Here is a 12,459-nt window from a genome sequence, read left to right as displayed (position 1 = left end):
AAGGGAGCGACAGTGACCACCGGCGCAGCGGCGGCCCTCGGCCACGCGGTGACCGCGCAGGCGGCACGGCTGCGCGTGGCGGGCCTCACCGTGCGGTTCCACCTCCCCGGCGCCACCGTGCACGCGGTCACCGAGGCCGCGTTCGAGGTCGAACAGGGGCGGTGCCTCGCGCTGATCGGCGAGTCCGGCTGCGGCAAGTCGGTGATGGCGCACACCCTGCTCGGGCTGCTGCCCGGCAACGCGACCGTCACCGGGTCGGCCTGGCTGGAGCAGCCGGGACGGCCGCCCCTCGACCTGATCGCCGCGCCCGAGCGGGTGCTCGCCCGGGAGGTGCGCGGGCGCCGGATCGGGCTCATCCCGCAGAGCCCCGCCGCGCACCTCACCCCGGTGCGCACCGCCCGCGCCCAGCTCACCGAGGCCCTGCGGGAGCTCGGCGGCCGGTACACCGCCGACGAGCTCGCCGAACGGGCCGGGCTCCGCCCGCACGAGCTCGACCGGTACCCGCACCAGCTCTCCGGCGGCATGGCCCAGCGGGTCGCCAACGCCATCGCCCTGGCCGGGGACCCGTGGCTCGTCATCGCCGACGAGCCCACCACCGGCCTCGACCGGCCGCTCGTGGACGCGACCATGGCCGAGCTGCGGCGGCTGTGCGACGACGGCCATGCCGTACTGCTCATCACCCACGATCTGCGCGCCGCCGAGCAGGTCGCCGACGATGTCGCGGTGATGTACGCGGGCCGCATCGTCGAGATCGCGCCCGCCGCGGACTTCTTCCGGGCCCCGCGCCACCCCTACGCCGCCGGGCTGCTCGACGCCCTGCCCACCCGGGCCTTCACCCCGATCCCCGGCCAGCCGCCCGAGCTCACCCGGCTCGCCGGCGGCTGCGCCTTCCGCCCGCGCTGCGCCCGCGCCGACGACGCCTGCGCGGTGCGACCGCAGATCACCCCGGACACGCCCGTCGCCTGTCACCACCCGCTGGAGCGCCATGCTTGAGGCCCGCGACATCACCGTGATCTACGACCGCCGCCGGGTCCTCGACGGGGCCGGCATCGCCGTCCCGCCGGGGACGACCGTGGGGCTCATGGGGCCGAGCGGGTGCGGCAAGTCCACCCTCGCCCGCGTGCTCGCCCTGCTCCAGCGCCCGGCGTCCGGGCGGGTCGCCATCGACGGCACGCCGGTGCACCGGTGGCGGCACCGGGCACCGCGCGAGCTGCGCACCTCGGTCGCGCTCATCTTCCAGCAGCCCCGCCTCGCCGTCGATCCCCGCCTCACCCTGGCCGAGATCATCGCGGAGCCGCTGCGCGCCACCGGCCGCCCGATCGGCCGCGCCGCCGAGCTCGCCGAGGAGATGGGGCTCACCCCCGACCTGCTCGACCGGCGCCCGCACGAGGTGTCCGACGGGCAGCTGCAGCGCGCCTGCGTGGCCCGGGCCCTGACCCTGCGCCCTCGTTACCTCATCTGTGACGAGATGACCACGATGCTCGACGTCTCCACGCAGGCCCACCTCGTCGCCAGGATCGAGGCCTACCGGGGGGCCACCGGCGCGGGCGTGCTCGCCATCAGCCACGACCGCGAGCTGCTCACCCGCTGGTGCCAGGGCCCGGAACGGGTGCACACCTGGCCGCCGAGCGCGTGACCCGGGCCGCTGCGGCCGGCGCGGCCCGGTCGCGGGCGGTGAGGGTGGCGCACCGTGCCGGGCGCCCGGCCGGCCGCCGGGCCGTGGCGTCGGTCGCCCGGGTGCTCACGCGGCCGGTGGCCGGACCGGCGCCGGGATCACGCCGCGGAGCAGGAACGCTCCGCGGCTCAGGCGCCGGATGCGGTCCGCTGAGCGGCCGGCTCCGGGGCGGTCCGCGCCCGCTCGGGCAGGGCGACGATGATCAGGCCGACGGCGAGCAGGCCGAGGCCCGCCCAGGCCGGGCCGGAGAGCCGTTCGCCGAGCACGGCGAGGCCGAGCAACGCGGCCACCGCGGGCTCGGCCAAGGCGAGGGTGGCGGCGGTCGCCACCGGGGTGGTCCGCAGGCCCTTGCCGTACAGGAGATAGGAGAGCGCGGTGGTCGCACACCCCAGGTAGACCGCCACGAGCAGCGCGCGGGGCTCGGTGAGCGAACCGGGGGCGGTGACCACCAGGACGGGGAGCATGAGCACGGCGGCCCCGCCGAAGAGCAGGCCCATCACCACCCCGGACTCCAGGCCGGTCTGGATCGCCCGGGAGGCCATCACCGCGTAGAACGCGTACAGCAACCCGCCGACCAGGGCGAGCGCGATCCCCCCGGGCTCGGCGCCGCTCGCCTCGCCCCCGGTGACCAGTACGGCGCAGCCGGCGACGGCGGTCGTGGTGGCGAGGGCCCAGCGGAGGGTCGGCGGCCGGCGATCGAGCAGCCAGGAGAGCAGCCCGGTGAAGACGGGTCCGCTGCCGATCGCGACCACGGTGCCGATGGCCACGCCGGTGCGGGCGACCGCGGCGAAGAAGCAGAGCTGGTAGGCGGCGACGGCGACCGCGGCGAGGAGGAGGGCCGGCCTGCCGCGTACCAGGCCGAGGCCGCTCGCCAGGGCCGCGCCGATGCCGGACCGGGCCGGAGCGGGGGCGGGCCCGCCCCGCCGGTATTTCTCGGCTTCCCGGGCATGACCGAGCAGGTGGCCGTCCTGGTCCGCCGGTTCACCCGCACCGCGGCCATGATGCCGCGGGTCGGCCGCCGCCAGGGACCGGGCCGCGAGCGCGGCGAGCACGGCCCCGCCGAGCACGAGCCGGGCGGCGGCGAGCGGGACGGAGCCGGCGTCGGTGAGGGCTCCGGCGGTGCCGGCCGTACCCCACAGGGCGGCCGCGGCGAAGATGGCGAGCGGTCCGGATCGCATGCCGACGATTGTCTGACAACCTAGCAACTAGGTCAAGAAATGTCGGCAAACTGGTAACGCTAAGCTCTTGGGTTTTTTCAGGCGCATTGCTAATGTTTCCGCACAATTAACGCGCATAACTGACGGTGCGGGTCTTAGATGGCTGTACGGAGACGTTCCATCCGCTTCAAGCTTTTCGCGATCCTGCTCGTGCCGTTCACCGCCCTGGGGGCGATCTGGGCGTTCACCGCGACGCTGATCGCCGAAGAGGGGTTCAAACTGCTGCAGATCGACGCGGTCTACAACCACGTCGTGGTGCCGACCCGAGGCGTCATCGTCCAGCTGCAGCGCGAACGGTCGCTCTCCGTCCAGGCCCTCGGCTCGGCCTACTCGCTACAAACGGATCTTGAAAGGCAGCGCCGGCTCACCGACGAGGCGGCCCGGACCCTCGCCCGGGAGTCGGCACAGGCCGCGGATGAGACCCCACCGGCGATGCGGCAGCGGATCCAGGCGCTGATCGCACAGGTCGAACGGCTGGACGACCTCCGCACCAGGGTCGACGAGCGGAGGCTCTCCCGGCTCGACGCGATCGACGAGTACAGCGCGGTCCTGGAGACGGCCTTCCAGGCGTACGACCACCTGATGATCTCCCAGGACCTCGAGCTCATCGGGCAGACCAAGGCGATCATCCTGATCGCCCGCAGCCACGAGGTGGCGGCCCAGGAGGCGGCGCTGCTGTCGGGCGTGGTGGCGTCCGGGCGGTACACGGTCGAGGACCGGGACGCCTTCGCCTCGATGGTGAGCCGCCGGCGGCTGCTCTACCAGCTCGGCACCGGCCAGCTCGACGCCGAGCTGATCAAGCGGTACACCGCGTTCAACGACTCCCCCGTCCACAAGACGTTCCTCGCGGTCGAAGAGCAGCTCACCCGGCGGGGCGAGGTCGGCCGCACGCTGCCGGTGGGCGCCCTCAACTGGCCGGCCGCGGCCGAGCAGCTCGTCCACCGGCTCACCGAGCTCAACGCCGCCACCAGCCGGGACATCGCGGACCGGGCCGCCCCGCTCGCCCGGGGCGTGCTCCTGCGCATCGGCGTCGCGGGCGCGCTCGGCGCCGGCACCGCGATCGCCGCCGTGTTCATCTCCCTGCGGTTCGCCCGGAAACTCTCCGGGGAGCTCACCGGGCTGGAACGCGCCGTCGTCGAGCTCGCCGAACGGCGCCTGCCCAGCGTGCTCGCCCGCCTGCGCCGCGGCGAGGACGTCGACGTGGCCGCGGAGACCCGGCCCCTCGGCACGGACCACGGGACCACCGAGGTGGCGAGCCTCAGCCGGGCGTTCGGCTCGGTCCAGCGCACCGCCATCGAGGCCGCCGTCGAGCAGGCCAAGCTCCGCAAGGGCGTCAACAAGGTCTTCCTCAACCTCGCCCGGCGGAACCAGTCGCTGCTCACCCGGCAGTTCGCCCTGCTCGACACCCTGGAGAAGGAGATCACCGACCCGGACCTGCTCGAGAAGGTCTTCGGCATCGACCACCTCGCCGCCCGCATGCGCCGCCACGCCGAAGGCCTGATCATCCTCTCCGGCGCCGCGCCGGCGCGCGGCTGGCGCAACCCGGTCAACCTCCACGACGTGGTCCGCGCCGCCACCGAGCAGGTGGAGGACTACCAGCGGGTCGACGTGCAGGTGCCGCACACCCACGCCCTCGTCGGCCGGGCCGCGACCAACGTGATCCACCTGCTCGCCGAGCTGATCGAGAACGCCACGGCCTTCTCCCCGCCCCAGTCGAAGGTCCTGGTCCGGGGTGAGGCGGTGGCCCGCGGGTACTCGCTGGAGATCGAGGATCGCGGCCTCGGCATGACGCCGGAGGACATGGAGCGATTCAACCAGCGGCTCGCCGACCCGCCCGAGATCGACCTCGCGGACAGCGACCGGCTCGGCCTCTTCGTCGTCGGCCTGCTCGCCAAGCGCCACGGCATCAAGGTCGCGCTCCGGGCCTCGCCGTACGGCGGGACCAGCGCGATCGTGCTCCTGCCCCAGGAGCTCGTGGTCGAGCACGCCGCGGAGGACCTGGAGCTCACCCCGCTCCAGCCGCAGGAGCCCTCGGCGCCGGCGCTCGCCATCGCCCGCCCGGACGGCGCCCCGAAGAGCACCCTGCCGAGGCGGATCCGTCAGGCGAACCTCGCCCCGCAGCTCCGCCAGCCGCGCGGTGACCTGTACTCCGCCATGCGGCCGGGGTCAGACCCCAGAGGGGAGGGATCGTGACGGAGCAGGACAACGGCCCGCTGCTGCGCCCCTACATGCTGACCCGGGGGCGGACCCGCCCGTCCGGCCCCGAGTTCGACCTCCTGTCGGTCATCCGGACCGCCCCCTCGGCCCACGAGCGGACCGCCGGGCTCGCCCCCGAGCACCTGCGGATCCTCCGCATCTGCCGGACCCCCTCCACCGTGGCGGACCTCGCCTCCGAGCTCGGCCTCTCGCTCAACGTCCTGCGGATCCTCCTCAGCGACCTGCGGGACAAGGGCCTGATCAGCGTCCGGCCCCAGGCGACCGTGGCGCGGCTGCCCGACGAGCGCATCCTCCGCGAGGTGATCCAGGCGTTCAAGGCGCTGTGACGAGCACTGTGACGGCGCTGTGCCGAGCGGTCAGCACCCGTGCTCCAGGAGCCGGCCGACCTCCAGGCGGGCGGGGACCGTCAGCTCCTCCGCATAGCGGTGGAGCAGGGCCGCGCACTTGTCGACGTCCGCCGTCTCGATCGGGGGCAGCGTGAGGAAGGGCTCGGCGTCGTCGAGCATGAGCTCACCGCCGATGGTGAACCCCGCGTCCGTGACCCGCACGGCGAGCTCGGCCACGAGTTCGTGGCCCGGGAGCGTCACCCGCATGCCCAGGCGCACGGCCGGACCGGCGAGATCACTGATCGGCTCACAGCCGACGTGGGGGAAGTACTCCCTGGTGAGCGAGCCGCCGGTCTCGCTGAACCGCGCGGCGGCGCCCATCAGCGCCCTGAGGAGGTCGGCCGCGCCCCGGCTCTTGGGGTCCACCCCGGCAGATTAGATCATTTACCGGGATTTCGCTGACGTTTCGCAAAGATCGGCGGTCACCGGAAGGCGTAGCACTCGACCTCGGCGCGGCGGTAGGACATCCCCTGCCGCACCGCCTCCCGCACGCATTGCCGCTCCTCCGGGGTGAGCTTCAGCTCACCGCAGACGGTGATGCTCGAGTAGGTGCGGCAGTCGAGGGAGGGATTGAACGCACCCACCGTGTAGCGCTGCTGGACCTCGGCCAGGCACTCCTCCTGGAGCGCCTTGGTGTTCGCGTACCGGCACTGCCGGAGCATGATCCGGTACTGCCGGCGGCTCACCTCCTGCGGTGCCACCCCCTCGGGGAGCGAACGCGCCTCCTCCTGCAGCGCGACCTGGCCCTGGGACGGCTCCGGAACCCCGCCCGCGGGCAGCCGGACGGCCTGCCGCTCCGCCGCTATCGGGGCCTGCACCGGCTCCGGCCCGCCCCTTCCCGTCGCCAGCGCGGCCAGCCCCGCCGTACCGACCGCCGCGCAGATCACGGTCAGTACCGCGGACGCAGCCCAGAACCTTCTCATGGACGTCCCTCCCCTGGAATGGGCATACCCACCAGGATCGGCGTTGCGACCGCCGGGTGCTCGAGCGGCGTCCGTACGGCCGATCGCGACGGGGATCGGTGGCGGTACGGCCGGCCGATCGGCGCCGTTACGGCGGGCGGACGGCGCCGGTTGGATCGGATCGCGCCGATGCGAGGTGGGATCGCCTCACCGTGGCGGCAGGGCCGTGGGTGCCGGCCGCCCCTGACGGACTGAGGCCTGATGGAAGAAGGCACCGGCACGACCAGGTGCCGTCGCAGGCCGCGCTTCCCGGATCAAGACCCCGGAAGTCTGAGCCGCAGGACCGGTCGGTCCACGGCGCCGTACCACCGGTGTTCACGGGGACACGTAAACGCAGCACAGAACCGGGTGTTCATCCTGACAGCGCAAAGGCGGCGTCCGGATTCCGAATATCCCCTGACCGGCCTCCGTGAGCATGTGCGATTATCGCACCATGAGCTCCCTCGACTGGCAGGAGATCGGTGAGCGGGTCCGCCAGGCACGGCTGGCGAAGGGGCTGTCGCAGCTACAGCTCGCCCAGAAGGTCGATCTCGACAGGACCATGATCACCAAGATCGAGGCCGGTTCGAGGCGCCTGGACGCGTTGGAGCTCGCTCGTCTAGCTCAGGCACTGGACGTGCCGATCGGACATTTCCTCCATCCGGCACCGGAGGTCCTGTCGCATCGCACGCCTTTGGCCGAGGACACGGCGACGGACGCCTCGCAGCCGTACTATCGCCTCGATAACGCACTCGCCGCGTGGATCCGTGACATCCGGTTGCTCATGGACCTCGGCACGCTTCAGCCCCAGCCGATCATGCAGTACCCCGGTAAGGCCGACGGCCCCGAGGCCGCGGCCGAGGCGGCTCGATGGGTACGGGGCGAACTCGGGCTGGGAACCGCCCCCGTCCAATCCATGGCCGAGCTCTCCGAGCGGTGTGGCCAGTACGTCTTGGTCACCGAGCTCCCCGGCGATGGGGCATCGGCGGTGGACGGCGACATGGCGGCCGCCGTGGTGAGCCTCAACGGTGATCCCGGCCGGCGGCGCAGCACGGCCGCGCACGAGCTCGGCCACATGGTCCTGGGCGACGCGTATTCGACGGACATCGGAGTCGCCGCATCGCGGACGGAACGTGAGGCGATGATCGACGCCTTCGCCGGCGAGCTGCTCCTCCCGGTGGCGGCCATCCGCGCGGCGGCCGACGTGGCGAAGGCATCGACCCGCTCCGTTCTCGTACGGCTCGCCGCCGAGTACCGGACCTCGTGGAGCATGGCTCTCCGCCAGGCGCGGAAGGCCGGTGTCATCACCTCGCAGGAAGAGAAGAGGCTTCGCTCCTCGCTGCCCACCTATGCGGAGTTCCGTGACTCCCTGGGATGGACCCCGCAGCCGGACCTGGAGGACATCCGGGTCCCACCCGGTTTCGCGCACGCCGTGATGACGGCCTATCGGACCGGCCAGATCACCCGTCGGCGGGCTTTCGAGCTGATGCACGGCCAGCTGCGGAGCGAGGAGGATCTGCCACCGGTCGACGAGGACGAGGCCCCGTGAGCGTGGCGGAGACGATCGAGCCGTTACCCCCGCTCGTGGCCGACGCAATGGTGCTCATCCACTTCGCCAAAGCCGACCGGCTCGACGTGCTGGGCACCTGCCTGTCCTCGCTCTCGACCACGCGGATCGTGGCGGCCGAGGTCGACAAGTACTGCGCCGAATATCCGTCGATCACATCGATCTCCGACCTGGAGTGGCTGGCCATCCTGCCCCAGGACACGCTCGAGGAACTGCTCGCCTTCGAGCGGTGGGTCCAGCTTCTGGGCTCTGGGGAACACGACTTGGGTGAGGCCAGCGTCTTCGCCGCGGCCGAGGTACACGAGCTCGTCGCCATCACCGACGATCGCGACGCCACCAGGGTGGGCAGCAAGCACGGGCTCGAAATACACGGAACAGTGTGGCTGCTGACCCGGCTTCATCAACGGGGCAAGATGACCCTTCCTCAGATCTGCACTCTGGTGGACGCCCTACGGGAGACCGGAATGCGCCTCCCCTGCACCGGTGGTGAGCTTCCTCGATGGGCCGAAGAGCGCAGGCTGCTCTAGCGTGACGCCAGACACCGTGGATCGGCCCGCGCCACGGCTCGTGAAGGTCAGCGATGGCCGCTCCGCGCGCACCGGGCCTGTGAGGTCATCAGGATGCCGGCTCTCACCCTAGGGCAGGCGGCGGCCGCCGGATCGGGTTCCGACGGGCTCAGGCTTCCCCGGAGGTCAGACCGACCGGGCAGCCGACCCCGGTGCCGCCGAAGCCGCAGTAGCCGTCCGGGACCTTGTGCAGGTACTGCTGGTGGTAGTCCTCGGCGAAGTAGAACTCCCCGGCCGGGACGATCTCGGTGGTGATCCGGCCGTACCCGTGCTCGGTCAGCACCTTCTGGTAGGCGTCGCGCGACGCCACGGCGAGCCGCTCCTGCTCGGGCCCGTGGGTGAAGATGACCGAACGGTACTGGGTGCCGACGTCATTTCCCTGGCGCATCCCCTGCGTGGGGTCGTGGGACTCCCAGAACACCTTGAGCAGCCGCTCGTACGAGATCACCTTGGGGTCGAACACCACGCGGACCGTCTCGGCGTGGCCGGTCAGCCCGGTGCAGACCTCCTCGTAGGTGGGGTTCGGGGTGTAGCCGCCGGCGTACCCCACCGCGGTGGTGACCACGCCGGGCGTCTGCCAGAACCTCCGCTCGGCGCCCCAGAAGCACCCGAGCGCGAACTCCGCGATCTCGGTGCCCTCCGGGTACGGCGGGGCGAGCGGTGTGCCGAGGACCGCGTGCCGGTCGGCCACCGGCATGGGCTCGGCGCGGCCGGGGAGCGCTTCGGCCGGGGCCACCATGGTCGTCTTGTGCTTGCCGAGAAGCCAGTGCATGTCGGCACCTCCCAGTGCGTATGCCCCTGCCAACCAGGGCTCCGGCCCCCGTGTTCCTCAATTTAGATCATCTAAAGGATTTCGAAGCAATACTTAATTGCCCAAAGGAACTGTAAGGAGCAAAGATTGGTTTCATGCCTGAACTTCGCCGAGGTGTCGCCTACGGGGTGGCCGCGTACGCGATCTGGGGCCTGACCCCCCTCTACTGGCCGCTGCTCGAGCCGTCGGGAGCGGTGGAGATCCTCGCCCACCGCATGGTGTGGTCGCTCGTGGTGGTGGCCGCCCTGCTCGCCGTTCGCCGGCGCTGGTCATGGATCCGCGAGCTCACCGGCCGCCAGGTGCTCCTCCTCGCCATCGCCGCGATCGTGGTCTCCGTCAACTGGGGCGTCTACATCTACGCGGTGAACTCCGGCCACGTGGTCGATGCCTCGCTCGGCTACTTCATCAACCCCCTGGTGAACGTGCTCTTCGGCATCATGATCTTCGGCGAGCGGCTGCGGACCGGGCAGTGGGTGGCCGTGGGCCTCGGCACGCTCGCCGTGGCGGTCCTCACCTACGGCTACGGCCGGCCGCCGTGGATCGCCCTGGTGCTCGCCTTCACCTTCGGCATCTACGGCGTGGTCAAGAAGAAGGCCCGGGTGGAGGGCACCGAAAGCCTCGCCGTGGAGACGCTGGTCATGCTCCTCCCGGCCGTGGTCTACCTGGGCACGCTCCACGCGAGCGGCGAGGGCACGTTCGGCCGGTACGGCCTCGGGCACGCGCTGCTGGTCGCCGGGGCCGGGGTGGTCACCGCGCTGCCGCTGATCTTCTTCACCATCGCCGCGCTGTCGATCCCGCTCAGCCTCGTCGGGCTGCTGCAGTACATCGCCCCGATCCTGCAGTTCCTGTGCGGGGTGCTGATCGCCCACGAGACCATGCCGCCGAGCCGATGGGCGGGGTTCTGCATCGTCTGGCTGGCGCTCGCCGTGTTCACCTGGGACACCCTCCGCGCGGCACGGAACGCGCGCCTCGCCCGCGAGGCCGAGCCGGCCACGGTCTGACCCTCGCCCCGGTGGCCGGACGTTCCGGCCTCCGTGCCGGCCTTCAGTGGTCCTCGGCCCCGACCCTCCGGCCCGCTCACCGGCCGGGTGGCGGACCGCTGCTCGCTCGCAGCCTCGGACTCCCCATCGGTCATCCGCTCGGCCGTACGGCCCGGCCGGCCACGTCCAGGTGGCCCCGCACGGGCGCTCCGCCGCCGCGGCCGGACGGCCTGTCCGCGCCGGTACGGCACGGCGCGATGGGGAAACGGCCACCCGGGCGGACCCCGGGTGGCCGTGGCAGATCAGGCCGGCGCGGTCAGGCGCCGGCGCGTGGTCACCACGCCAGGCGTCCCCTGGGGCTCAGAGGCGCTTGGCGGCCCGCCAGGAGCGGTCGTAGAGCGTGCCGTTGTCGAGCAGCGAGTGACCGCCCACGTCCCCGAGGGTCGGGCCGTCCACGGTCTTGCGGCTGGAGACGAACCGGTGCTTGCCGTTGGAGTCGACGCCGAGGTAGATCCCGACGTGGTCGATGGCGGTCCCGTCGTCGGTGCTGGCGTCCCAGAACAGCAGGTCACCGGGCTGGAGCGCGGCGTAGGAGGTGGGCTTGGCGGTGCCCCCGTCGACCACCATGACCCCGGGCGCCGAGGCGTGCATCTGGACCGCGCGGCGCGGCAGCGCCGTACCGGTCGGGGTGCCGATCTCCATCGGGTACCCGCTGCGGTAGCCATAGACCATCCGGACGAACCCGGAGCAGTCGAGCGAATCCTTCTGGTCGGGCTCGGGCTCGTCCACCCGGTCGCCGTACTTCCACGGGATGCCGAGGTAGTCGTTGAAGTCCGACCCCTCGATGCGGCCCTCCTCGCCGACCGGGCCGTAGTGGGCGTCGCCCGCGTACCGCAGGCCGTTCTTGTACCGGTCCGGCGCACCGGTGATGTACTGCGAGGCGATCTCGAGGATGTCCTCGCTCGTGCTGCCCACGTTGGCGGAGAGCCACGACGACGCCCAGGAGGCCGAGGTCGACCAGGGACCGGGCAGCAGGCGCACCCAGGCCCGGGTGGACACGGTGGCCGTGGTGGTGCTCTCGGAGAACTTCCGCACGGTGGTGCCGTACAGCACGGCCGTGCGCGCTCCGGGGGTGAGCACGGCGGCGACCCGCCCGTTGACGTAGTAGAGGGTCCGGCCGCCGGAGCCCGTGGCGTACCCGGTGGAGGAGGCCGGCGCGCACGAGGCGACGTCGGCGAAGACGCTGGTGAACGAGCCCCAGCCCGAGCCGATCTGCCGGCGCTCGTACCAGACGGGCGCGCCGGCCTGCGGGTCGGCGTGCCGCTCCCACCAGAGCCGGCCGCCGGAGTCGACCGCGTAGAACACGCCCGCGCCCGCGCCGGACGGGGTGCGGTAGCGGTCCCACTCCTCGCCGGTCACCAGGCCGGTCCCGGTGCCGAAGGTGCTCCCGCCGCCACTCGGGTTGAGGTGCTTGTACCAGCGCACCAGGCCCTTGGTGTTGATGCCGAAGATCACCCCGTCGCGGCCGGGGATCAGCTTGGTGATCGCCTTCCATCCGGTACGGATGACCGTGCCGCTGCCGGAGGCCCACCCGGTGCCGCCGGTGGTGGGCGACAGGTGCCGGTACCAGCGGAGGTTGCCGTCGGCGTCGAGCGCGTAGATGACACCGGTGCCGTCGGCGACGACGTCGACGAAACCGCCCCACCCGTGGCCGATCACCTTGCCCGAGCCGGAGGCCCAGGTGTTGGCGCCGGTGGAGGCCCCGGTGTGCCGGTACCACTTCAGGTACCCCGACCCGTCGACGGCGTAGATCACCCCGTTGCCGCCGGAGAACACCCGCTTGAACCCGTGCCAGCCGTGCCCGATCTGGGCCCCGCTCCCGGACGCCCAGGACCAGGAGCCGCCGCCGGCGTCGCGGTGGCCGTACCACTTCAGGCGGCCGTCGCCGTCGATCGCGTACACCGGGACCGTGGCCGGGCAGGTCAGGGCTACAGCGGCCTGGGCGGGCGTCGCCGACGCCACGGTCAGCACCGCGGCGCCGAGCACGGCCGCGCTCCCGGCCGCCACAACACGTAGCGAAAAAGCCGTCATCAGCGCAA

12 protein-coding genes are annotated in these 12,459 nt (G+C 72.2%); 7 read left to right on the top strand and 5 right to left on the bottom strand.

Annotated elements, in window-relative coordinates:
- The first annotated feature begins 12 nt into the window (after positions 1-12).
- Together TBIS_RS01545 and TBIS_RS01540 are read left to right on the top strand one after the other, a co-directional pair.
- A complete protein-coding gene (locus TBIS_RS01545) occupies positions 13-993 on the top strand; it encodes an ABC transporter ATP-binding protein (RefSeq protein ID WP_013130571.1) in 981 nt (326 codons plus the stop codon).
- Entirely contained in the window at positions 986-1,636 is a 651-nt protein-coding gene (locus TBIS_RS01540) for an ABC transporter ATP-binding protein (protein ID WP_013130570.1), read from the top strand. Before TBIS_RS01545 ends, TBIS_RS01540 begins: the two co-directional genes overlap by 8 nt.
- A 167-nt stretch (positions 1,637-1,803) precedes the next feature.
- On the opposite strand, the gene TBIS_RS01535 is transcribed toward TBIS_RS01540, so the two are convergent.
- Complete coding sequence (locus TBIS_RS01535; RefSeq protein WP_013130569.1) at positions 1,804-2,853, bottom strand: EamA family transporter; 1,050 nt, start codon at positions 2,851-2,853, stop codon at positions 1,804-1,806.
- A gap of 138 nt (positions 2,854-2,991) precedes the next feature.
- On the opposite strand from TBIS_RS01535, the gene TBIS_RS01530 reads away from it, so the two are divergent.
- Together TBIS_RS01530 and TBIS_RS01525 are read left to right on the top strand one after the other, a co-directional pair.
- A complete protein-coding gene (locus tag TBIS_RS01530) occupies positions 2,992-5,085 on the top strand; it encodes a sensor histidine kinase (RefSeq protein ID WP_013130568.1) in 2,094 nt (697 codons plus the stop codon).
- The gene (locus TBIS_RS01525; RefSeq protein WP_013130567.1) at positions 5,082-5,435 is read left to right on the top strand and encodes a DUF742 domain-containing protein; all 354 of its coding nucleotides are present in this window, start codon (positions 5,082-5,084) and stop codon (positions 5,433-5,435) included. Before TBIS_RS01530 ends, TBIS_RS01525 begins: the two co-directional genes overlap by 4 nt.
- Before the next feature lie 30 nt (positions 5,436-5,465).
- On the opposite strand, the gene TBIS_RS01520 is transcribed toward TBIS_RS01525, so the two are convergent.
- On the bottom strand, positions 5,466-5,861 hold the full coding sequence (locus tag TBIS_RS01520) for a hypothetical protein (protein ID WP_013130566.1): 396 nt from the start codon (positions 5,859-5,861) through the stop codon (positions 5,466-5,468).
- A gap of 56 nt (positions 5,862-5,917) precedes the next feature.
- Positions 5,918-6,418 carry a hypothetical protein gene (locus tag TBIS_RS19665; protein ID WP_013130565.1) on the bottom strand — a complete coding sequence of 167 codons (501 nt, stop codon included), beginning with the start codon at positions 6,416-6,418 and terminating at the stop codon, positions 5,918-5,920.
- Positions 6,419-6,890: 472 nt separating this feature from the next.
- On the opposite strand from TBIS_RS19665, the gene TBIS_RS01510 reads away from it, so the two are divergent.
- Both TBIS_RS01510 and TBIS_RS01505 read left to right on the top strand, forming a co-directional pair.
- The gene (locus tag TBIS_RS01510; protein ID WP_041431851.1) at positions 6,891-7,985 is read left to right on the top strand and encodes a helix-turn-helix domain-containing protein; all 1,095 of its coding nucleotides are present in this window, start codon (positions 6,891-6,893) and stop codon (positions 7,983-7,985) included.
- Positions 7,982-8,530, top strand: a complete 549-nt coding sequence (locus TBIS_RS01505) for a PIN domain-containing protein (protein ID WP_013130563.1) — start codon at positions 7,982-7,984, stop codon at positions 8,528-8,530. The genes TBIS_RS01510 and TBIS_RS01505 overlap by 4 nt, the downstream gene beginning before the upstream one ends.
- A 148-nt stretch (positions 8,531-8,678) precedes the next feature.
- On the opposite strand, the gene msrA is transcribed toward TBIS_RS01505, so the two are convergent.
- Entirely contained in the window at positions 8,679-9,341 is a 663-nt protein-coding gene (gene msrA, locus TBIS_RS01500; RefSeq protein WP_013130562.1) for a peptide-methionine (S)-S-oxide reductase MsrA, read from the bottom strand.
- 134 nt (positions 9,342-9,475) lie between these two features.
- Between msrA and rarD the strand changes: the two genes are divergently transcribed.
- Complete coding sequence (rarD, locus tag TBIS_RS01495) at positions 9,476-10,381, top strand: EamA family transporter RarD (RefSeq protein WP_013130561.1); 906 nt, start codon at positions 9,476-9,478, stop codon at positions 10,379-10,381.
- A gap of 339 nt (positions 10,382-10,720) precedes the next feature.
- Here rarD and TBIS_RS01490 read toward each other — a convergent pair whose 3' ends face one another.
- Complete coding sequence (locus tag TBIS_RS01490; RefSeq protein WP_050760395.1) at positions 10,721-12,427, bottom strand: tachylectin-related carbohydrate-binding protein; 1,707 nt, start codon at positions 12,425-12,427, stop codon at positions 10,721-10,723.
- Positions 12,428-12,459 lie beyond the last annotated feature (32 nt).

The sequence above is a fragment of the Thermobispora bispora DSM 43833 genome (assembly GCF_000092645.1).
Lineage (GTDB): Bacteria > Actinomycetota > Actinomycetes > Streptosporangiales > Streptosporangiaceae > Thermobispora > Thermobispora bispora.
The sequence above is the reverse complement of the archived record's forward strand: the minus strand, read 5'-3'. Positions and strand labels throughout refer to the sequence as shown.

Bases quoted from the DNA above. Each gene is read 5' to 3' on its own strand.
- TBIS_RS01540 (WP_013130570.1), top strand. From the start codon at position 986: ATGCTTGAGGCCCGCGACATCACCGTGATCTACGACCGCCGCCGGGTC.
- TBIS_RS01535 (WP_013130569.1), bottom strand. From the start codon at position 2,853: ATGCGATCCGGACCGCTCGCCATCTTCGCCGCGGCCGCCCTGTGGGGT.
- TBIS_RS01530 (WP_013130568.1), top strand. From the start codon at position 2,992: ATGGCTGTACGGAGACGTTCCATCCGCTTCAAGCTTTTCGCGATCCTG.
- TBIS_RS19665 (WP_013130565.1), bottom strand. From the start codon at position 6,418: ATGAGAAGGTTCTGGGCTGCGTCCGCGGTACTGACCGTGATCTGCGCG.
- TBIS_RS01510 (WP_041431851.1), top strand. From the start codon at position 6,891: ATGAGCTCCCTCGACTGGCAGGAGATCGGTGAGCGGGTCCGCCAGGCA.
- msrA (WP_013130562.1), bottom strand. From the start codon at position 9,341: ATGCACTGGCTTCTCGGCAAGCACAAGACGACCATGGTGGCCCCGGCC.
- rarD (WP_013130561.1), top strand. From the start codon at position 9,476: ATGCCTGAACTTCGCCGAGGTGTCGCCTACGGGGTGGCCGCGTACGCG.